This is a genomic window from Streptomyces sp. NBC_00390 (genome assembly GCF_036057275.1).
In the GTDB taxonomy this organism is placed as follows: domain Bacteria; phylum Actinomycetota; class Actinomycetes; order Streptomycetales; family Streptomycetaceae; genus Streptomyces.
In genome coordinates, this window is record NZ_CP107945.1 from 8,215,422 (window position 1) to 8,236,264 (window position 20,843).

At 67.9% G+C, this 20,843-nt stretch carries 13 protein-coding genes and 5 pseudogenes; 9 read left to right on the forward strand and 9 right to left on the reverse strand.

Features of this window, described 5'->3' with window-relative positions:
* Nucleotides 1-239: 239 nt before the first annotated feature.
* Nucleotides 240-436 (reverse strand): annotated as a pseudogene (locus OHS70_RS36730) (DNA-binding response regulator); the annotation flags it as partial.
* Between the two features lie 390 nt (nt 437-826).
* On the opposite strand from OHS70_RS36730, the gene OHS70_RS36735 reads away from it, so the two are divergent.
* Together OHS70_RS36735 and OHS70_RS36740 are read left to right on the forward strand one after the other, a co-directional pair.
* Nucleotides 827-1,432 carry a histidine phosphatase family protein gene (locus tag OHS70_RS36735; protein WP_328404887.1) on the forward strand — a complete coding sequence of 202 codons (606 nt, stop codon included), beginning with the start codon at nt 827-829 and terminating at the stop codon, nt 1,430-1,432.
* 422 nt (nt 1,433-1,854) lie between these two features.
* Nucleotides 1,855-4,383, forward strand: a complete 2,529-nt coding sequence (locus tag OHS70_RS36740; RefSeq protein WP_328404889.1) for a Pls/PosA family non-ribosomal peptide synthetase — start codon at nt 1,855-1,857, stop codon at nt 4,381-4,383.
* Nucleotides 4,384-4,430: 47 nt separating this feature from the next.
* Here OHS70_RS36740 and OHS70_RS36745 read toward each other — a convergent pair whose 3' ends face one another.
* On the reverse strand, nt 4,431-5,756 hold the full coding sequence (locus OHS70_RS36745) for a PP2C family protein-serine/threonine phosphatase (protein ID WP_328404891.1): 1,326 nt from the start codon (nt 5,754-5,756) through the stop codon (nt 4,431-4,433).
* 340 nt (nt 5,757-6,096) lie between these two features.
* Complete coding sequence (locus OHS70_RS36750) at nt 6,097-6,525, reverse strand: Fur family transcriptional regulator (RefSeq protein ID WP_328404893.1); 429 nt, start codon at nt 6,523-6,525, stop codon at nt 6,097-6,099.
* A gap of 574 nt (nt 6,526-7,099) precedes the next feature.
* Here OHS70_RS36750 and katG point away from each other — a divergent pair.
* Entirely contained in the window at nt 7,100-9,289 is a 2,190-nt protein-coding gene (gene katG / locus OHS70_RS36755) for a catalase/peroxidase HPI (protein ID WP_328404895.1), read from the forward strand.
* Between the two features lie 423 nt (nt 9,290-9,712).
* Nucleotides 9,713-10,297 (forward strand): hypothetical protein, encoded by a 585-nt coding sequence (locus tag OHS70_RS36760; protein ID WP_328404897.1) that lies wholly within the window; start codon nt 9,713-9,715, stop codon nt 10,295-10,297.
* A 181-nt stretch (nt 10,298-10,478) separates the two neighbouring features.
* Here the strand turns inward: OHS70_RS36760 and OHS70_RS36765 are convergent, their stop codons facing one another.
* Nucleotides 10,479-12,095, reverse strand: a complete 1,617-nt coding sequence (locus tag OHS70_RS36765) for an ADP-ribosyltransferase domain-containing protein (protein ID WP_328404899.1) — start codon at nt 12,093-12,095, stop codon at nt 10,479-10,481.
* Nucleotides 12,096-12,281: 186 nt separating this feature from the next.
* Here OHS70_RS36765 and OHS70_RS36770 point away from each other — a divergent pair, with 186 nt between their 5' ends.
* The 3 genes and pseudogenes from OHS70_RS36770 (at nt 12,282) to OHS70_RS36780 (ending at nt 14,514) form a co-directional block, all read left to right on the forward strand.
* The gene (locus OHS70_RS36770) at nt 12,282-12,959 is read left to right on the forward strand and encodes a macro domain-containing protein (protein ID WP_328404901.1); all 678 of its coding nucleotides are present in this window, start codon (nt 12,282-12,284) and stop codon (nt 12,957-12,959) included.
* Between the two features lie 219 nt (nt 12,960-13,178).
* Nucleotides 13,179-13,340 (forward strand): annotated as a pseudogene (locus OHS70_RS36775) (transposase); the annotation flags it as partial.
* A 343-nt stretch (nt 13,341-13,683) separates the two neighbouring features.
* The gene (locus tag OHS70_RS36780) at nt 13,684-14,514 is read left to right on the forward strand and encodes an IS5 family transposase (RefSeq protein ID WP_328392310.1); all 831 of its coding nucleotides are present in this window, start codon (nt 13,684-13,686) and stop codon (nt 14,512-14,514) included.
* On the opposite strand, the gene OHS70_RS36785 is transcribed toward OHS70_RS36780, so the two are convergent.
* The 3 genes and pseudogenes from OHS70_RS36785 to OHS70_RS36795 form a co-directional block, all read right to left on the reverse strand.
* Complete coding sequence (locus OHS70_RS36785; protein WP_328392304.1) at nt 14,432-14,998, reverse strand: hypothetical protein; 567 nt, start codon at nt 14,996-14,998, stop codon at nt 14,432-14,434. The two genes, OHS70_RS36780 and OHS70_RS36785, sit on opposite strands and share 83 nt — an antisense overlap.
* A 191-nt stretch (nt 14,999-15,189) precedes the next feature.
* Nucleotides 15,190-16,173, reverse strand: coding sequence for a BtrH N-terminal domain-containing protein (locus OHS70_RS36790; RefSeq protein ID WP_328404903.1), 984 nt, complete (start codon nt 16,171-16,173; stop codon nt 15,190-15,192).
* Between the two features lie 179 nt (nt 16,174-16,352).
* A pseudogene (locus tag OHS70_RS36795) lies at nt 16,353-17,887 on the reverse strand (ISL3 family transposase).
* 95 nt (nt 17,888-17,982) lie between these two features.
* On the opposite strand from OHS70_RS36795, the pseudogene OHS70_RS36800 reads away from it, so the two are divergent.
* A pseudogene (locus tag OHS70_RS36800) lies at nt 17,983-18,132 on the forward strand (IS256 family transposase); the annotation flags it as partial.
* Nucleotides 18,133-18,222: 90 nt separating this feature from the next.
* Here the strand turns inward: OHS70_RS36800 and OHS70_RS36805 are convergent.
* On the reverse strand, nt 18,223-19,338 hold the full coding sequence (locus tag OHS70_RS36805) for an AI-2E family transporter (RefSeq protein ID WP_328404907.1): 1,116 nt from the start codon (nt 19,336-19,338) through the stop codon (nt 18,223-18,225).
* Nucleotides 19,339-19,748: 410 nt separating this feature from the next.
* The gene (locus tag OHS70_RS36810; RefSeq protein ID WP_328404909.1) at nt 19,749-20,348 is read right to left on the reverse strand and encodes a hypothetical protein; all 600 of its coding nucleotides are present in this window, start codon (nt 20,346-20,348) and stop codon (nt 19,749-19,751) included.
* 80 nt (nt 20,349-20,428) lie between these two features.
* On the opposite strand from OHS70_RS36810, the pseudogene OHS70_RS39220 reads away from it, so the two are divergent.
* A pseudogene (locus OHS70_RS39220) lies at nt 20,429-20,554 on the forward strand (IS701 family transposase); the annotation flags it as partial.
* Nucleotides 20,555-20,843: the final 289 nt, after the last annotated feature.

A 20,843-nucleotide genomic window follows, 5' to 3' on the forward strand; every position in this document is an offset into this window, starting at 1 on the left:
CGTCCGCCGTCAGCCGTCGGCACGGAGGTGGCAGTGCCGCCGAGGAGCGCGGCGCGCTGATGCAGGCCGACCAGGCCGGAGTGCGCGCTGGGCAGAGGAAGACGGGACCGTGTCGTTGCGGTATTGGTGACCGTGACACGGATGGCGCCGCCCTCGTGGGACATGCGCACCGTCGCGGGCGGCGGGGTTCGACGAGCAGGGCGCCTGGACGTAGCTGCCCACCTCCCTCCGGCGATGAGGAGGACGGCGAGTCCGTCGACGTCCGTTGTCCGGACGCCCAGCAGCACGACCTCGGGACGTATCTCCCGTGCCGTCCGGACCACCTGGCCGCCGGGAACCGCCGCAACGACGTCGATGTCCTCGTCCGCCGCGTCGGGCTGTGCTGAAAGCCCGTACGGATCAGGGCCTCGTCGGCGTCCACCGTCACCCGGATCACGCATGCTTCACTCGTCATCGGACCACTGTCCGCTTCGTACCACGCCGAGGGACGTCCAGCGGGTGCCCGAGACCGAATCCGGCCGGGCGGCGAGGCTGTGCCAGCCAGTCGGCGGGGGCGTTCCGGACACCTGCCGGATGTTGGCTACCGGCAACTTCCCCAACCCTGGAGTAGTGACGCGCGACGTATCACCGGCTGCGTGTCCGGGGCCGCACCGGCGGCCGGGACGGACTCCTGCTTCGCCACGTCGTCGACGGAAGATGAACGGTCTCGACCCGGCCCGAGGTCCGGCGATGCTGGGCCTGGTCGCAGCGCACGTCGGTCCCGAGACCCAAGCGGCGGCAGCCACACCATCCGGCGTCATGCCGGGCCAGGAAGGAGGACAGTCGTATGAAGGTCCACCTGACATTGCTGTGTGCGACGGCCGGGGGTGCCGCCTTCGGCGACGGTCGCCTGAGCGAGCGCGGCCTGCGTGAGGCATGCTCCGCCGGAGCAGCGCTCCGTCCGTACTCGCTGACCCTCCGGGCTCCTTCCTTCCCCTGCGCTCAGATGGCTGACGCCCTCGGCATGGAGGCAACACTCGAGCCCGCGCTGCGCGACTTCGACTACGGCGAGTGGCGCGGCCGCACGGTCGGCGAAGTCGCCGCCACCGATCCCTACGGGCTCAGCGCCTGGCTCACCGACCCGGATTCCGCGCCACACGGCGGCGAGTCCGTACGTCACCTCTGCCGGCGAACGGCCAACTGGCTGAGCAGCTTGCCGCCCGACACGGGCCGCGCCTTGGCCATCACAGAACCAGCCGTGGTCCGGGCCTTGCTCGTCCTTGCGCTGTCCGCGCCGGCAAGAGCCTTCTGGCATCTCGATGTGCCACCCCTGTCCGCGGTCTCCTTCACACCGCGCGGTGGCCGCTGGAACGTCCGGCTCGACCGAATCACTCTCAATGACAGAGCCGGCAGTGGTCCGTTGGAGCGCAGGGGGTCCGCTCTGGTCACATGACAGCTCGCCGGCAGCTGATGCCTGGCCGCCGCTGAACATCGCGCCGCAGGAGCATGCCGGAAACGTCGCCATCCTCGAACGAGGATCTGTGCAACGACGGACCCACCGCTCCGTTGCACTGGCATCGATGGTCGAAGACACCCCGCCAGTCGGCGGGGGTGGTCCGGACATCTGCCGGATGGCTGAAGCGAGCGTTTCTCCTGAAGTGTGGTGACCATGGGGACACGGCTCAGCTCCGGCAAGCCGTCCGCGCCGGCAGCCCCGTACCGATTTCGCACGCTTACCGGCGATCGTGGCCGAACCAGAGTTCATGATCTTGTGACTTTCGGGTGGCGTGCCCCGGCTGCTGTTCCAGGGCGGGGCCGCCGCGCGTGGGCCGCATGGGCAGGTGCCGGCCGGAACGCCCTGGGGGAGCTGTCGTGATGGGCAATGGCGCTGAGGACGCCACGGCTGCGGGCATGCAGGCGGCAGCGGCCGGCACCGAGATGATGTTGGCCCAGGTGCTGGCCGGTGTGATGCGGACCGAGCAGGTGTCGGTCGACGGCGATTTCTTCACCGATCTGGGTGCCGATTCCATGGTGATGGCCCATTTCTGTGCCCGGGTGCGTAAGCGGGACGACCTGCCCACGGTGTCGATGAAGGACATCTACCGGCACTCCACGATCCGGAGCCTGGCTGCCGCGCTCGCGGACATCACTTCCTCCTCGGCCCCTGCCGCGGTCCAGTCCCGGGCCTCCTCGCAGGCGCATGCGCTGACTTCCTCGCCCCTCCGGGCGCAGACCGACGCACCGTCCGAGGTGTCGTCCGGGTCGCCGTCCGGCACATGGCAGTACGTGCTGTGCGGGGCGGCCCAGCTGCTGGCCTTCCTCGGCTTTTCCTGCCTCGGCGCCGTGGCCGCCATCCTCGGCTACCAATGGATCCTGACCGGCTCCGGGACAGCCGGCCTCTACCTGCGGGCGGTCCTGTTCGGTGCAGCGGTCTTCTGCGGTCTGTGCGCCCTTCCCGTCGCCGCGAAGTGGATACTCATCGGCCGTTTCACCCAACGGCGGATTCCCCTGTGGGGTCTCGCCTACCTGCGTTTTTGGTGCGTCAAGTCCCTGATCCGCAGCAGCCCGGCCCGCCTGCTCACCGGTTCACCGCTGTACGTGCTGTACCTGAGGGCCCTCGGCGCGTGCATCGGAAAAGGCGTCACCATCCTTTCCCGTACCGTTCCCGTCTGCGCCGACCTGCTCTCCGTCGGCGACGGCACGCTCATACGCAAGGACGTGCTCCTGTCCTGCTACCGGGCGCACGACGGCTGGATCGAGACGGGCCCGGTCACTTTGGGCGCGGGTGTGACCGTCAGCGAGCAGACCGTCCTCGACATCGAGACGTCGATGGGCGACGACGCCCAACTGGGCCACGCCTCCTCCCTGCACCCTGGGCAGGCCGTGCCGGCCGGTGAGTCCTGGCACGGCTCACCGGCGCAGCGGGCGGAAACCGACTACCGGGCCGTCGAGCCCGCTGCGTGCGGCTCTGTGCGCAGAGCCCTCTACGGCCTGGGGCAGCTGATGGCCATACTGCTGGTGTATCTGCCGCTGGCGGTGGCCGGCGGCAGCTTCGTGCTCACCGCGATGCCGCAGCTGCACCTACTGCCGTCCACAGACCCGCCCGTCTTCACGAGCCGCGCGTTCTACATCGAGACGCTGATCGCTTCCCTGGTGGCCTTCTTCGGGGGAACGCTCCTGGGCCTGCTCGCGGTGAGCACGGTGCCGCGGCTGCTCAGTCTGGCGATCAAGCCCGACAGGATCTATCCGCTGTACGGCTTCCACTACGGCATGCACCGGGCGATCATGCGGATGACCAACATCAGGTTCTTCACCACGCTCTTCGGGGACAGCTCCGCGATCGTCCACTACCTGCGCTGGCTGGGGTACGACCTGTGCCGCGTCGAGCAGACCGGTTCGAACTTCGGCACGATGGTCAAGCACGACACCCCCTACCTGAGCACGGTCTCCAGCGGAACCATGGTTGCCGACGGTCTGTCGATCATCAACGCCGACTTCTCCAGCACCTCCTTCCGCTTTTCCCGGGCCTCGATCGGGCCGCGCAACTTCCTCGGCAACAACATCGCCTATCCCTCACGCGGACGGACGGGCGACAACTGTCTGCTCGCGACAAAGGTCTTGGTCCCCATCGACGGGCCGGTGCGCGAAGGCGTTGGCCTGCTGGGCTCACCCAGCTTCGAGATCCCGCGCACCGTGCTGCGTGACCAGCAGTTCGACCACCTGGCGACCGGCGACGAGCTGCGACGCCGTCTCGCTGCCAAGAACAGGCACAACGCAGTCACCGCGAGCATGCACATGCTGGCGCGGTGGTTCCACTTCTTCGTACTCGCCCTGATCGCCGTGGCCGCAGTCGACCTCTACCACGTGCATGGCGTGCCGGCGCTTGCACTGGCAAGCCTGCTCACTCTCACGTTCACCGTCGTCTACTTCACGCTGATCGAACGGGCCGTCACGGGATTCCGGCCACTGAAGCCGCTGTACTGCTCGATCTACGACCCTTCCTTCTGGCGACATGAACGCTTCTGGAAACTGACCTCACACCGCTACATGCAGCTCTTCAACGGCACCCCGTTCAAGGGCCTGGTCTGGAGGCTGCTGGGCGCCAGGATCGGCCGTCAGGTCTTCGACGACGGCTGCGCGCTGATCGAGCGGACCCTTGTCAGCATCGGGGACGGATGCACACTCAACGCCGCGAGCGTCATCCAGTCCCACTCGCAGGAAGACGGCGCCTTCAAGTCCGACCACGCCGGGATCGGCCGGGGCGTGACGCTCGGCGTAGGCGCGTTCGTCCACTACGGCACCACGATCGGCGACCACGCGCAGCTTGCCGCCGACTCCTTCCTGATGAAGGGCGAGGAAATTCCCTCTCATGCAGGGTGGGGCGGAAATCCGGCCCGGGGGTAGGTGCCGTCAACGAGCGGCGAACCCACCCTCCGGCCGGGCGGCGCGCGCTACGTCGGCAGGGGTGTGCGCAGGGCGAGGACGGCCATGTCGTCGTGGCCGTCGCTGGGGTGGTGGTCGACAAGGGCCTGGCAGAGGTCGTTCAGGGGCAGGTCGCCGTGGGCGGCCGCGGTTCGGGCGAGCGCGTCGAGGCTGGTGTCGATGGGATGGTCGGGGTGCTCGATCAGTCCGTCGGTGAAGAAGACCACGGTGGAGCCGGCGGGGAGTGGGCGGGTGTGGTCAGGGCGGGGTTGGTCGACGTCCACTCCGAGGGGGATCCCGGGCTCGGCATGCAGGTACTCCGGGTCCCGGCCGGGGGTGATGAGCAGGGGCGGGAGGTGGCCTGCGGTGCTCCAGTGCAGGGTCCAGGTGGAGCCTGCGGGTTCGATGCGGGCCAGGCAGGCGGTGGTGACGGGGTTGTTGGTGATGGCGTGCAGGGTGTGGTCGAGCTGTGTGAGGACCTCGCTGGGCGGGGTGCGGCGGTCGTAAAGCAGGGCGCGCAGCATGTTGCGGGTCTGGGCCATGGCCGCCGCAGCTCTCAGGTCGTGGCCGCCGACGTCGCCGATGACCGCTGCACACGTCCGGTCCGGGAGCAGAAAGGCGTCGTACCAGTCACCGCCGACCTGTGCCGGGGTGGTCGCCGGCCGGTAGATGGCGGCGCCCTCGTATGGTCGCAGGTCGGACAGGGTCGGCAGCAGCAGACGCTGGAACTGCTCGCTGCGCGTGCGGACATGCTCGAACAAGCGCGCGTTTTCGATGGCCACTCCGGCGGCCCCGGCGAGTGCGACGACGATGCCCTCGTCGTACGCGTCAAATGGCTCCCCGTCACGCCGGTCGGCCAGGTACAGGTCCCCATAGACCTCGCCCCGGACGCTGATCGCCACCCCGAGAAGGCTGCGCATCGGCGGGTGACCCGGCGGGAACCCTGCGGAATGCGGATGGGAGGAAATCTCCTGGACCCGGAGCGGTTCAGGGCGGTGGATCAGCGCCCCGAGCAGGCCCCGTCCGTGTGGAAACTCGACGCTGCCCAGGGCGGCCCGTTCCTGCTCGCTCAGCCCCACGGGGATGAAGTGAGCCAGGCCCGTGCCCTGCTCATCGAGGACGCCCAGCGCACCGTAGCGGGCCTGGACCAGATCCATGGCGGCCGTGACGATCCGGTCCAGCACCACCGGCAGCTCCAATTCCCGGCTGACTGCCATGACCGCGTCCAGCAGCGCCTCCAACCGGTCTCTGGTCCGGGCCAGCCCATGGAGCTGCGCGGAGATCTGGTCGAGCTGGTCGTCCAGGAAGCGATGCAGGTCGCCGATGTTCGGAGGTTGCGGTTGATCACGTGCCATGGTTCTCCCGACGCCGCCGCACGAGCCGTCCTACCTGGCGGGCGGGCATTCCCGCGTGCGGACGTCCGGCTCGCGGACCCGCGGATGCAGCCTCTTCGGCCTCCCTGTGCTGCCACATCACCCCGAGCTCGGTCTGGGCCGCATCAGGCCGGTCGCCCGGGTAAGGTCCTCGCCCTCCTGTCTATCGCCTTGAGCCGGCCACCGCCTCCCGAAGCCCGGTCGTCTCAACTCGGCCGAGTCGCGGTGGCCGGAGCGCTGCAGGCACTACCGCGTACCGAGCGGAGCTTGGCGTGGTGCGGGCCGCAACGTGATGACGCGAACCATGATCCACCGGCCAAGATCACAAGGACGACAGCCCCGGGGTGCAGGAGGGGCACAGTCCGCGGTAGGTGACCTCGACGTCGGACACGGTGAAGCCGAACCGTTCCTCCGCCGGGAGGTCGGCCAGTGGATTGCCGGTCGGGTGGACGTCGCGGATGGTGCCGCAGCGGGAGCACACCATGTGCTGGTGCGGACGGTGCGCGTTGGGGTCGTAACGCTTGGCGCGGCCGTCGGTGGAGACCTCCATGACCTCGCCGAGGGAGACCAGCTCGCCCAGGGCGTTGTAGACGGTAGCCCGGGAGATCTCGGGCAGCCGCTGTGCCGCGCGGGCGTGCACCTCGTCGGCCGTGAGATGCACGTGGTCACCGTCGAGGACCTCCGCAACGACACGCCGCTGGGAGGTCATCCGCCAGCCACGCCCTCGCAGTCGCTCCAGCAGGTCACTCATATCGGCTCACCTGTTCGGGCTCGGTGGACACCCGCAGATTACCGGTGGGGACCAGGCTCTGACGGGAAGCGGATCAGGCGATCCTCCAGATCTGGACTCTGTCCATTCCTGGGCGGCTGGGCCTTCTGGGGCAGACCCGCATATAATTGTTCGTTTCCGTTTCCCATGTAAACGGGTGATCGTGATGATCGGAAATGCGTCACCCTTTCTTGTGTGCCTCAGGAGCCGGGACCGTCATCGATCATGGGGCCATCCTGCTGAGCCCACAAACGCCTTTGGATTTTGAGCGCTTGTTACGCGGGATTGCTCTGCGTGTTCTCTTAGCGGTGCGGTCCGCGGTGCGCGACCATACGGACGCCCACACAGGCTCCGTCATCGGCGTCGCTCGTGAGGGCAGACATTCGCCGGCCGCCGGCCCTGCATTCACTCCCGGGGGCCTGGTCAGGCGTTTCCAGCAGACGGGCTCCACGGCGCGCGACGAGCGCGGGTCGCAGTGCTCGACACCAGCAGAGCAAACAACGTCTAGAGCAGTCAGACAGCACAAGGAAACACCGAGACAGGAAGAGGGACGGACGTGTCCGGCAGCGAAAGCGAGAACCCAGTAATCCCCTCCCCGGCCCCCGCGCCGACCCGCCCCAGGACGAACCGGGACTGGTGGCCGAACCAGCTGGACCTTCAGGTTCTCCACCAGCACTCGTCCCTGTCCAATCCGATGGGCGAGGACTTCAACTACGCGGAAGAGTTCGCGACCCTCGACGTCGACGCGCTGAAGCGGGACGTCTTCGAGGTGATGACGACGTCGCAGGACTGGTGGCCTGCCGACTACGGCCACTACGGGCCGCTCTTCATCCGGATGAGTTGGCACGCCGCAGGGACGTACCGAATTGCCGACGGCCGGGGCGGTGGCGGCAGCGGAGCTCAGCGCTTCGCCCCCCTCAACAGTTGGCCGGACAACGCGAGCCTCGACAAGGCACGCCGCTTGCTCTGGCCGGTCAAGCAGAAATACGGGAGGAAAATCTCCTGGGCCGACCTTCTGGTCTTCGCCGGCAACTGTGCCATGGAATCGATGGGATTCAAGACGTTCGGGTTCGGCTTCGGCCGCGAGGACATCTGGGAACCCGAGGAGATCTTCTGGGGGCCCGAGGACACATGGCTCGGAGATGAGCGCTACAGCGGCGACAGGGAACTCACCGGTCCCTTCGGTGCCGTGCAGATGGGCCTGATCTACGTGAATCCGGAGGGGCCCAACGGCAACCCGGATCCGCTGGCCGCTGCCAGGGACATTCGCGAGACATTCCGACGTATGGCGATGAACGACGAGGAGACTGCTGCGCTCATCATCGGCGGCCATACGTTCGGGAAGTGCCATGGTGCAGTCGATCCCCAGTACGTCGGCCCGGAGCCCGAGGCCTGCCCCGTCGAAGCGCAGGGCATCGGCTGGAGAAACACCTCCGGCAGCGGCAAGGGCGCCGACACGATCACCAGCGGGCTGGAAGGCGCATGGACCAACGACCCCACGAAGTGGGACCACGGGTACCTGGACAACCTGTTCTCGTACGACTGGGAACTGACGACGAGCCCCGCCGGCGCGAAGCAGTGGACCCCCAAGGATCCCTCGGCCCAGGGCACTGTGCCTGATGCTCACGATCCGTCGAAGAGGCACGCCCCCATGATGCTGACGACGGACCTTGCGCTGAAGGTGGATCCGATCTATGGGCCGATCGTGAAGCGCTTCCATGAGAATCCTGACGAGCTCGCGGAAGCGTTCGCCAAGGCGTGGTACAAGCTGTTGCACCGCGACATGGGCCCCGCTGCACGCTACCTCGGCCCGTGGGTTCCCGAGCCGCAGCTGTGGCAGGACCCCGTCCCCGAGGTCGACCACGAACTGGTCACCGACGAGGACATTGCTGCCCTCAAGGACACGATCCTCGCCTCGGGGCTGTCCATCTCCCAGCTGGTCTCCACCGCTTGGGCGTCGGCGGCAACCTTCCGCGGCACCGACATGCGTGGCGGGGCCAACGGGGCGCGGATCCGCCTCGCGCCGCAAAAGGGCTGGGAGGTCAACGACTTGTCCGGACTGGGCGACGTGTTGCAGACCTTCGAGAAGATCCGGAAGGACTTCAACCTCGCGCAGTCCGGCGGGAAGAAGATTTCGCTCGCCGACCTGATCGTCCTGGGCGGGTGCGCGGCCGTCGAGCAGGCGGCGAGAAGAGCCGGGCACGACATCACCGTCCCGTTCGTGCCGGGACGCACGGACGCCTCGCAGGAGCAGACCGACGTGGAGTCGTTCGCCGTGCTCGAACCGAGCGCAGACGGTTTCCGCAACTACCTCCGCGCAGGGGAGAAGGTGGCGGCGGAGACTCTCCTTCTGGACCGGGCCAACCTGTTGACGCTGACCGCTCCCGAGATGACGGTTCTGATCGGCGGCATGCGGGCCCTGAACGCCAACGTCGGGAAGTCCGCCCATGGCGTCTTCACCCGTCGGCCCGAGACATTGACCAACGACTTCTTCGTCAACTTGCTCGACCAGGGCACGGAGTGGAAGGCATCCGAATCGGCTGAGAACGTGTACGAAGGCCGGGACCGCGCCACGGGTGACGTCAAGTGGACTGCCACCGCCGTCGACCTCGTCTTCGGTTCCCACTCCCAACTCCGAGCCGTCTCGGAGGTCTACGCGTGCGAGGACGCACAAGAGAAGCTCGTGCATGACTTCGTGGCCGCGTGGGACAAGGTGATGAACCTCGATCGGTTCGACCTCGCCTGAGCCCGATGTCCGGGTCGGCCGCTCGTGGGCCGACCCGGACATCCTCGGGATCCGGGCAGTCGGCCCAGCAGGATGAGCATGCAGGTACCAGGCCCCGACTGCGGGCCGCGCCTCTCCGTCGAGGCGATGCGTCAGGTGCGGCGTTCGAACTCCCCGAGCTGGCTGCTGTCCAGGTGCGGCAGAAGAGCGCCGGGGTCCTGATAGACGGCCGCGGCCCCGGCCTCTTCGAGATCCGCACGGGGATGCAGCCCGACCGGGCCGGGGACGCCCGCCTCTCGCGCGTCGACATCGCAGTCAACACAGCCGTGGTCGATACGAAGTCACGGCCGGCGTCTGCGGTTTCCGGGACGCGAGAGCTGCCGACTGACGATTGACTGGGGGCCGGCAATGACCGAATGACACGGAACTCATGGGGGCCACGCAGTGAAGAGCAACGACACTCCGCTGATACCGGACGCGGTGTGGCTGGAGGAACGACTGGGCGAAGGCTCGCTCTGGCGACCGGACGAGGCCGGTCTGCCGGCCGAGCTGACCGATGCCCGGTCGAGGGAGTTCCTGCTCACGGTCGGCTTTCCCGCCGTCCACCTCGACGTCGTGGGAATCGACACGAGGCACTTGCGGGACGAGGACGGGCTGGAACCGTTCGATGCCGACGAGATCTACGGGCGCCGCTACCCCGACGATGACTCCCCGCCCGAGAACTTCTGCTTCACCGTCGCCATCTGGGGCGACCAGCACCTGATGCTCGACGCCGCGGACGGTGGCATCACCCACTACGACCCCAACGGATGGGACCACGGGGATGGGTGGCAGGGACCGGCCGCCGATTCCCTCCCCCTGCTGGCCGTGCTCCTCGGGCTGATCGCCGAGTCGAGCAACGCCCTCGAATCGGCCGACGACGCCGTACGCGCGGCCGCCGTCACCGATCTGCGCGAGCGCATGATCGGCCAGGATCTGTATGTGAACGAATCTGCGTTCTGGGACGAGATCTTCGACTGTCTGGGCTGAGAACGGGGCCGGTGAGGACAGACGTCGCCGGGACACCGTGCAGCCGATCGTCAAAGACGTTCAAGATGCCCGACTACGGTGACGAGTTCTCCTGACCCGCGGTCCCGAGCGGCCGGCACGGACTGCCGGTGCGGGCCGGCCGCCACCTCACCCGGAGGTGGCGGCCGGGGCCGGCGCCTGGTCAGGACACCAGGGTCTGCTCCTCCAGTTCCGTCAGCTTCACGGTGCACAGGCCGCCGCGTTCGGCCTTGACATCCGTCACCTTCAGCTGGGTGCCCGGCAGGAGGATGAACTCCTCCTCGCCGGTGAACGCGGAGAAGTCGCGGATGCCCACGGCCCGGGCGGGGACCACCTCGAACAATGTCCGCTTGCCGCGGCTGCCGAGGAACGCCTTGGCCACGCCGAGCTCGGACGTGCACGAGGACACGCCCCACCAGGCCACGGTCCGTCCGAGCGGGTACTGCGCACGCAGGTCCAGCGACACCCCGCGCCACAACGGCTTGGTCCGGACGGGGAGTTGCGACACCGCCGAGAACAGCAGCCGCAGATACGGCAGGTACGGGACGAGCCTGGACCGGTCCGGGGAGCGCAGGATGGCGTTGATCTCCCGGTAGAACCCGGACTCGCAGGTGTAGAGGAAGAGGGCGGCGATCGCGTCGGCGGACAGGCCGTCGGACGCCTCGTCCGCCCGCCGCTTGCCGAACTCGTGCGACCGGTCGACGTGCCGGCCCAGCCCCGACAACAGCGCGGCGACCGGGCTGACAGCCTCACGGAAGTCCATGAGCGGGGTGTCGAACACACCCGTGATCGCGGGGAGGACGAGCCCCTCGTCCTTGACGCTGGAGAGCCGGTCGAGGTACAGCTGATGCAGTTCCATGGTGGACGCGATGAACGCGCCCATGCGGTCGGCGACGTCGCCGTCGGCCCCGCCGGTCTCCGCCGCGAGATGGTTCCAGCCGGTGCTCGGCAGCCAGTCGATCTCGTCGGCGCCCAGCGACGCGAGGGCCGCGTTCACCATCCCGAAGTGATCGCCGTCGCAGAAGATGTCGCCCTGCGCTGCGGGGTTGGCGTGGTCGATGTGCCGGACCTCGACCTCGGGGTACTTCTTCTGGAGCTCGAGAACGACCTTCTTCAGACTTCTCGCGTGCGCCCCCCACCACGCGAAGACGACCCCACGGTCCTCCTCGTCGGCGTTCTGCTTGGCCTTGAGGATCTCCTCGACGATCCGCTCGGCGACCGGCCGCCAGAACCGGGTGTGCCGGTCGGTGCCGATAGCTCCGTCGCTGTTGGCCGTCAGCGCCGCGTTCAGCAGCAGCACGCCCTGCGTGAGCATCGCCTGGAACCACTCCGGCGGCTGGACGGTGTCCTGCTTCTTCAGCAGCGCGCGAATGTCGGCTATAGGGGTCTTCTTGGGAATGCCGTACTTCCACATCGTCGCTGCCTTGATGATGCAGCGGATGCTGACAACCCTGCCGAACTGGCTGTCCTTCCAGTCGTGGAAGGTGTTGTCGAACATGGCGATGCCGGTGGCGCTCTCCGGCCGCGGGTACGGGTTCTGGCCGAAAATGACGACCTTCCACTTGTGCGGCGCGTTGGGCTTGAGCGCCTGGAAGGTCAGTTCGCGGACGGGGACGACCTCCGGGCTGCGGCCCGGGCCGATGAACGCGGCCGCGTCCGGCTGCGCCTCGATGACCGGCTTCAGCAGCGGAAGCCAGGGTTCACCGCCGCCGTTGAACAGTTCCGCAAGGGCCAGCGGGTCGTTCGGGTCGGGCGTGGCGGGGGTATGGGCATCGCTCATGGTGGAGGACTCCGAATGGTCGAACTGGGCTGGTGGAAGGCCTGATCGGCGAAGTTCCCATGAGCGTATGTCAGCCCACTGACAGCCCCCTTCCCTTCGCGGGGGAGCGGGTCCGAGCGGCTGCTCTGTCAGTGGGGCGCGGTAGCGTCCCGATCAGTTGAGTGACCGTTCCCGATCGGAGTGAACATGACCGTAGACCGTGCGCAGTCGCCGCTCAGTGTGGTGCTGACCGACATCAACACCGCAGTGGTGGAGGCCTGGCGAGCGGCCTTCGCCGACACCCCCGAGATTGAGATCCGCAAGGGCTCGATCCTCGACGAGGACGTCGACGCCTGGGTCAGCCCCACCAACTCCCGTGGCCGGATGGACGGCGGGGTCGACGCGGCCATCAAGCGGCATCTCGGCGCGGGCATCCAGCTGCGCGTTCAGAGGGCGATCCGCAGCCAGTTCGCAGGAGCCCTCCCGGTGGGCAGCGCGGTGTGCGTTCCGTCCGGGGCGGTCAAGCCGAGGTTCCTGATCTCGACGCCGACGATGGAGACGTCCTCGCAGAACGTCAGCGAGACCCTGAACGTGGCCCTGGCGTGCGCCGCCGCGTTTCAGGCGATCCACCAGCAGAACAAGAAGGCGCCGGGCAGCATCCGGTCGGTGGCGCTGGTCGGCATGGGCGCCCGGACCGGCCGGGTGCTGGCGCGGGTGTGCGCCAACCTGATGTGGACGGGCCACACCCTCTTCAACGACCACTCCTTCGACGACTACGACGACCTGCGCAGCACGATCGTCGCGCAGCTCGACGACCTCGAGAGCGCGCCCGTTGAGAAGCGGGTCCGCATAGCGCCACCCAAGCGCGCCGCCCCGCGCCGCTGACGAGGCTCTCGGCCGCCCTCCGTCGTAGTGGACCGGCTCATGTGCCCGGGCCGCGCAGGTTCTGCGGGCGGGAGGCGGATACACGCGCTGACCACGGGGGAGGGGGTACTGACGGTGCCCGGCTGGGGCGGTCCGTTGCTGTGCCCAGGAGGTTCAGCCCGCGGCTCCCACGCGCAGAGGGCGCCCGAGGTACGCCCACCCCAAGGGGTTCCATTGCAGGCGTCGCACTTTGGCCCTGTCCCCCGCGATTCCGGCCGCAGAACAGGCAACTACCACAGGTCCAAGCGCTACCACCGCCGTCTGCGCTGGCTGTTCTACATGTCCGCGCAGACCGCCATGATGCGGCCAGGACCGTCCCGGGGCTACTACCTCAAGAAACGTGCACGCCACCGGCCACAACGCCCGTTGCTCACCGGCAGGAACGGCCTCAGCGGTTCCCACTCAGCATCGCTCAGTGCGTTGTGGCTAACCGGATTTCGTTCGAGGCGTGCGGCGCGGGTGATCATCTGGACAGAGGTACGGGTGCGGTCGCGGGCATGAAAGAACGGGCCCCTTGGTAGTGACGCGGTTACGACACCAGCACGACCAAGGAAGCCCGTTGCCCGATCAGTTGAGCAGTACCACTGTGCCTGCGTCCACCGCGGTCACCCCTGCGTGTGACTGCTACGTGCACCGGTTCGGTTCGATCGCTCCGGGGCTGCGGGCAGGCTGCTATCCCAGTGACATGACGGATGCGGAGTGGGCCGAGGTCCGCTCGGCGATGCCGGTTCCGGCCTGGCTGCTGAAGCGGGGCGGGCGTCCGGAGGCGTACTGCCACCGCGAGATACTCGACGCGGTGCGCTACCTGGTCGACAACGGCGTGAAGTGGACGGCCATGCCGGTCGACTTCCCGTACTGGCGGGCGGTCTACGACTTCTTCCGCCGCTGGCGGTCCTACGGCTATGTGCGTGAACTGCACGAACGCCTGCGACGTTCGGCGAGGGAACGCTCGGGCCGCAACGCCGAGCCCAGTGCGGGAGTCATCGACAGTCAGTCGGTGGACGCCTCCGAGACCGTCGGCGAGGACAGCCGCGGATACGACGGCGGCAAGTCACGTGACGGCCGCAAGCGTCACATCCTGACCGACACCGAGGGCCTGCTCCTGGAGGTCACCGTGACCACGGCCGATGTGCACGACTCCAAGGCCGCCCCCGCACTGCTGGAGACGTTCATGGACCAGCCGGGCCGGCTGCTGAAACTGGTGTGGGTCGACAGTGCCTACCAGGGTCCGGCGCTGGCGAAGGCGTTCGCCCGCCACGGAGTCCGGACCGAGGTCGTGCGCCGCTCCGACGGACAACGCGGATTCGTCGTCCTGGCCCGCAGGTGGGTCGTGGAGCGCACGCTGAGCTGGCTGGCCCGCTCACGCCGCCTCAACCGCGACCACGAACGCCGCCCCGACCACCACGCCCAGATGGTGTGGTGGGCCGCCGTGATCAGGCTGTCCCGGCGCCTGGCCGCAGACGCTCCGCGCTGGCCGGAGAAACGCCCCGCCCGACTGCTGCGGGCACGGGCATGAACCGTCCGTCCTTCGCCCGCACCAGCCAGCCCCGCTTCTCCAGCACGTAGGCACGGTGCCGGATCCTCTCCACCTCGTTCTTGATCTCCGCCTCCCGGCCCACCGCCCGCGTCAGCTCCACCCCGTTCACCGGCCCCGAAGCAGCCACCACCGCGGCGAACACCTCCCGGTACAGGCCGCTGAGCACCTCCTCGCCCATGCCCGACCGCCACACCGGCGGCCGCTCGCCATGCCCCGCGCCGGGGCCGCCCGATCCCACGGCAGCAGCCATCCCACCACCGGACAGCACGGAAACCGGCGTATTCACCGCGCCCTCCCCGGCCAGCACCGACACGAGCTCCTCACGCCCCACCCGGGCCCGCTCGACCCGCTCCCGCGCGGCATCCACCTCCGCCTGAGCCTGCTCCAGGACCTCCGTCCAGGACTCCAGATCCTGCCTCGCCCGCGCCTCACGCTGTTCCATCAACCCCAGCACCGACGGCATCGCACCCTCCTCGATCCACAACAAGCCGTCCGCTGCCTGCCCCTACCCCTCCGCGATCATGCCCCGCACACGACGAAGCCCCTGCTCATCGAACAGGGACTCCCTTTGCCACAACGCACTCAGATCACCCCGCCCCATGCCCGGAACAACGACCTGGACACAGCGCAGTCACAAGGTCGGCCGGGCAAGTGCTAGAGCATGCTGAGTGCCTGCATCGCATTGCGTTCGATGCGCGAGAGCTCGTGGAGGATGGAGCCGGCCTGCACGAGGTTCTTCGCGTCGCCGGATTCCCCTGCTGTCGCGACGAGTGCGGCCACCTGTGTCCAGAGGGTGGCGGCCTCGGCATACAGGGTGTGGCCGGTGCGCAGGTGGCTGCTGTCGATCAGCTGGGCACACTCGGCGAGGAAGTCCCGGTAGAGGTTGCGGAACAGGGCGCCGCCGGTGCCGGCCCTCTCCATGAGGACGGCGGCCCGTGGCAGGTCCTCCCGCGGATTGTCGCTGCGCTGCAGCCACTTCGGCACTTGCTTGGCGGTCTTCTCGATGCCCCGGTGGCCCAGGTTGGCGATGGGCGGGTTCAGGAAGGCGCCGGCGCAGGTCTTGATCGCGGGGATGATCCCGTCCTGCGGTGACGTCAGGTTGCTGGGTGCTGTGATGGTGAAGGAGCGGTGCTTGGCGGTCATGGGGCCGCGCTCGGCTCTGGCTCTGGCCAGGCCGGCGAGGCTGGTCGAGACGGCTCCGCCTTGCGCGTCGGTGTCCACCAGGTAGGCGTCCTGTTCGTCGTAGCCGTACATGGCCACGACGTGCCCGCCGAAGTGCACCTTGGTGCTGAAGTAGTCCAGGTGGTAGCTGTCGAGCTGAAGGCCGACCGGCCGACCGGCGTCGATGGGTGCCGCCACGTTCTGCCATGCCTTGCGCGGGGAGGTGGTCTCCCCGACCAGCAGCTCAAGCCCGAGTACGGCGGCCAGGTTCCTGGTGAGCTCGAACGGCTTGGCCCTGCCTCCCAGGAAGGGAAAGCCCATGCCTTTGCTGTCCCAGTAGATGAAGGACAGCCCGGAGCCAAGCCCGAACAGCATGGGCTCGGACAAGTCGAGTCCCTCATGGCGCAGCAGAACGCCCAGCGCCGTCGTCTCGCAGTGCTGCATACCGCGGGCATCGATGTCCTTCACCATGGTCATGCCGCTAATTCTCCTCCCTCACCGGACGACAACGCCGCAGATGTGCGTGCCAGACCATCACGGCCCAGGCGTGATCCGCCGGACAATACACCTAGAGGTTGAAGCCGCCGGACACCTCGATGTCTGGGACTGTAAAACGTTCGGCCCTGTCTCACATTCGGTGGTGACGGAGCGTGCTGCTATCCGAGGAGGATGCGGTGCCGAAGCAAGGTGAAGCCTGCTCGTCCGTGCATCTGGCGTGCGATCCGTTTGGTCTTGGTGTTGACGCCCTCGGTGGGGCCGTTGCTGTACGGAAGCGTGAGCCCGGCGATCACGGCGTCGATGTCCCGGTCCAGGCCTCGGGTGAAGGCATTAGATGGGGCAGGTCGGCTGCTCGGACTTGGGCGATCCAGCGCGTGAGCGCATCGGCATTGTCGGTGTGAGGCGCAAGGAGTGGGGCGAAGTCCCTGATATCTGCAGCCAGTTGGGTCATCTCGGGGCAGGCGGCGGTGAGCTTGGCCAGGAGCTCGTGTTGCTCGGCCTTGAGGTTGTCGGGCCTGGTCAGCAGCATCCGGGCGAGCCTGCGTGGGGAGATGTGGCTGCGGTCGGCGTCCGCGCGGCCTTGGTTGATGTACTTGTGCAGGAGGTTGAGGCAGCCGGCGAAGCCGAGGGCTTTGATCTCTTCGAAGAGGTGCTTGACGGGGACGCTGGGGTCTTCGGCTCGGCGTTTGCGCAGGTGCTCGCGGTAGGGGTCGACGAGGCTGGCGCGGTATTTGGGGACGCGGAGCATGCGCTCGGGCTTCTCGGCTCGCGCGTAGCGTTTGACGGTGTTCAGGGCCAGCTGCAGACGGCGGGCGCATTCGAGCAGGCCCACACCCTTCTCGAGCATGCCGTGGACCTGGTGCCAGCGTTCCAGGGTGGTCTGGGCACGGGGCCCGTCGTAGATGGGCGCGTCCAGCACGGCGGCCCAGCAGGTGCTGTGTGCCTTGACCTCGCTCAAGGCGGCTTCGCACAGGTTGTGCCACACATGCCACCGGTCCGCGACCTGCACCGCGTCAGGCAGGGCGCGCCGGATCGCCTCGGCGTAGGTGGCTGAGCCGTCGCGGCACACGATCTCGATGCCAGGATGGTCGCGCAGCCACGCCTCCAAGGTGTCGGCCGTGCGGTCGGGCAGCACGTCGATCCGCTCATGGGTCTCGGCATCGATGATCACGGTGGCATAGCGGTGCCGCCGGCGCAGGGCGAAGTCGTCGACGCCGATCACACGGGGCACCCGCCCGGTGGGCAACGAGATCCGCAGCAGGGTGCGCAGGGCCGTGTGACGCGACAGGCTCACCGCCAATATCGCCAGCAGACGTGCCCCGGCCCGGCCCGCTAACTCCTTGACCACGGCCTTGATCTGCCTGGTCAGACGAGCGGTGCGTCGCTGGTACCGGTCCAGGACGCCGGGCACCTGTTCGCGGAAGGTGTGACGGCAGCCGCGCGTGGGACACACCAGACGCCGCACCCGCACACGGACCACCACCCGTCGTTCATCGACCGGCAGGTCCGCGACTGTCCGCCAGTGATAGCCGTGCACGCGTTCCGACGGGGCCCCGCACACCGGGCAGACCGCAGTGTCCCGCGGAGTCCGTGCCCGCACCACGATCCGCTCACCTTCGTCGACCACATCCGCGATGACCAGCGGGGACAGACCCGAAAAGACCGTCTGCACGAGCTCGTTGACATCCTTCACGCGAATGTCAACGACCCATCACGACGCTCCGTCACCACCGAAAGTGAGACAGGGCCAAACGTTCGGTGTAACTCCCGATCATGGAAGATGCATCGATGACCAGCAACAACGTGACCGAGGCCGAGTCCGTCGAACTGTCTGAGGCGGCGCCGGCGAAGTCTGTGGATGACCGGCTGATCGACGAGCTGGTGGGCCGGGCTCAGACCGAGGGCCTTCAGCTGACCGGCGAGGGCGGGCTGCTCCAGTGATTGAGGTACTGGCACTGATCGCGGGCGGCTACGACGGCCTCCTCCTCGTACCGGACCGCGTCAGGCGCGGCCGTGCGGAGGGCGATGCTACGAGGGGATGGCGGCACCCGCGTACGACTCATCGCTCTCCGGCTCCTGCGGCGGGTCGCTGAGCTGCTCGCGCACATAGTTCCAGACCACTGCAATGAGCGCGGCTACCGGTACCGCGAGGAGGCTGCCCACGACGCCGGCCAGACTGCCGCCCAACGTCACCGCCAGCAGAACCACCGCCGCGTGCAGGCCCAGTCCGCGACTCTGGATCATCGGCTGGAACACGTTGCCCTCGAGCTGCTGCACCACGACGATGATAGCCAGCACGATCAGCGCGTCCGTCAGGCCGTTCGACACCAATGCGATGAGCACCGCGACCAAGCCGGCGAACAGGGCACCCACGATCGGTACGAACGCGGACACGAAGGTCAGCACCGCCAACGGGAGCACCAGTGGCACCCCCAGAATCCACAGGCCGATGCCGATGAAGACGGCGTCGAGCAGGCCGACGAATGCCTGGGAACGCACGAACGCGCCCAGGGTGTTCCAACTGCGCGCGGCCACGATCGGGACGTCGGTGGCGAGTCGACCGGGGAGCTGACGGGTGAGCCACGGCAGGAACCGCGGACCGTCTTTGAGGAAGAAGAACATGAGGAAGAGCGCCAGGACGGCAGTGACCACGCCGTTGAACACGGTGCCCATTCCTGTGACGACAGCGGTGACCATGCTGCCGACGCTGTTCTGAATGCGGTCGATCGCGGCGTCGAAGGCATCTGAGATCTGGTCGTCGCCGATGTTCAGTGGCGGCCCGGCGGCCCACTCGCGCAGCTTCTGGATGCCGTCGACCACGCCGTCGGCCAGCTCGCCGGACTGGGACGCGACCGGCACCGCGATGAGCGCCACGATGCCCGTAGCAACCAGGAGGAACAGCACGGTCACAACCGACGCGGCCAGGGCGGGGTGCCAGCCGCGCCGACGCAGGAAACGCGCCAGGGGCCAGGTCAGCGTGGTGAGAAGCAGGCCCACTATGAGCGGCCAGACGACCGACCACATCCGGCCTAGGATCCACAGGGCCACCGCAGCCATCACAAGTATCAGCAGCAACTCGACGGAGACACGTGCCGATGTTCGGAGCGCGGCGGCGGTCTTGGTGGAACTCAACGTGGCAGGCATGGGATCACCCTATTGGTGCCCCGGTCGCAGCTCGGTATCGCTACTGGTCAGGAGCCGCTTTGCGGTCTCGTTGACTGACTGTCAGGCAGGGGAGGGCGCTGCTGTCGCTGCCGGTGCTCGGCCTGCAACGGGACGCCGATCCGGTGCGGCGGGGCCGGCGGGTGCAGCGGTGTGGTCATGGAGATGGCGTGGTGCACGGCGTCTCGTACCTGCCACTGTCCGAACGGCAGTTGAAGCGCTTGCCGTCGGGCGGCCACACCCTCGGCCCGATGAGGCAATCCATCGGGTCGCGGGAAGGACACCGCGATCGTCGGCTGTCCGTCGTCCCGTCGCCTTGTGGGCGGCCCGGCGCGTTGGGCACAACACGCAGGGGCGTGCGCGGTGTGCCGGCGGACTTCGTGCCGGGACTGTCAGGCGTCGGTGCGCGGTCCGGCGAACTCGTCCAGGGTCCGTACGTAACGGCCACCGAAATCGATCCGGGTGATGTCCTTGCCGGGAAACTTGGTCACGTCGTCGTGCCAGCACGCGCTCGGGTCGATCTCCCTCAGCCGCACCGACTTGGTCCGCACCTCCGTCACCGCGCCGATCCAGCAGGCGTCCGCCACATGACGTTCGGCATGGAGTGCGACAAGTCCGAAGGCTCTGTGCGCGGCCTCCACCAGGGCGGGCAGCGTGTCGAGGGGAAGCGTGTGGCCGGGCATGATCACCGGCCACTGGCCCCGGCGGTGCAGTGCCCTGATGGTGAGGCATGTCTTGTCGCCCTTACGCCGGACCTTGACGATGTCCGCGGTGCGGACCGCGGCCCAGCCGTCGAGTTGGATGTCCGAGCAGGGCGCCATGAGGGTCCAGGAAGGCGTCGTGGCGACGGCGAAGCCCTCGATCTTCTCGGCTCCCCGGATCGAGCGGTGGATCCGGACCAGGTTGCCGGTGTGCACGGCCTGGTCGAGCCGCTTCAGGATGCGGTCGGCGTCTGCGGAGTCCGGCCGTACGGTGTCTCGTTTCTTTGTCATGCCCTGGATTGTGGCGGGGCCGACCCGCAGGTTCATCCTGTTTTGGCAGCTCCTGTGGCCAGTGCCCTGCCGCCTGTGCACCGACTCGGCAGAGTCGCCGCGGGCGGTGCGGCCTCGCGGCGGACGTGGGCCATGTCGAGAAGTGGCAACTGGCGCTGGACATGAGCGAGATCCGGTCCTGGGGCATCGATGTCCCCGCTTGTCTTTGCTGCCCACGCCTTCCGCACACTGCAGCGACTGGCTCGGCCCCAAGAGAATCGGTCCTGACTACCAGATCGTCCGCGAGATGCAGTTACCCTCGCTGTCCGGACCGGCGCTTGCCTCACCTGTCACCGCGACATAGCCACATCGATACCACCCTGATCAGCCCCTACCATTGCTGGTGGTTCCGCCCCTAGGGGCGTTGACAGGTGTCTGTCGACATGTTGCTATGAGGCGCCGCTCAGCTGGACCTGCGCCGCGTCGCATGCCGCTCGGGCACCGGATCGACGGCCA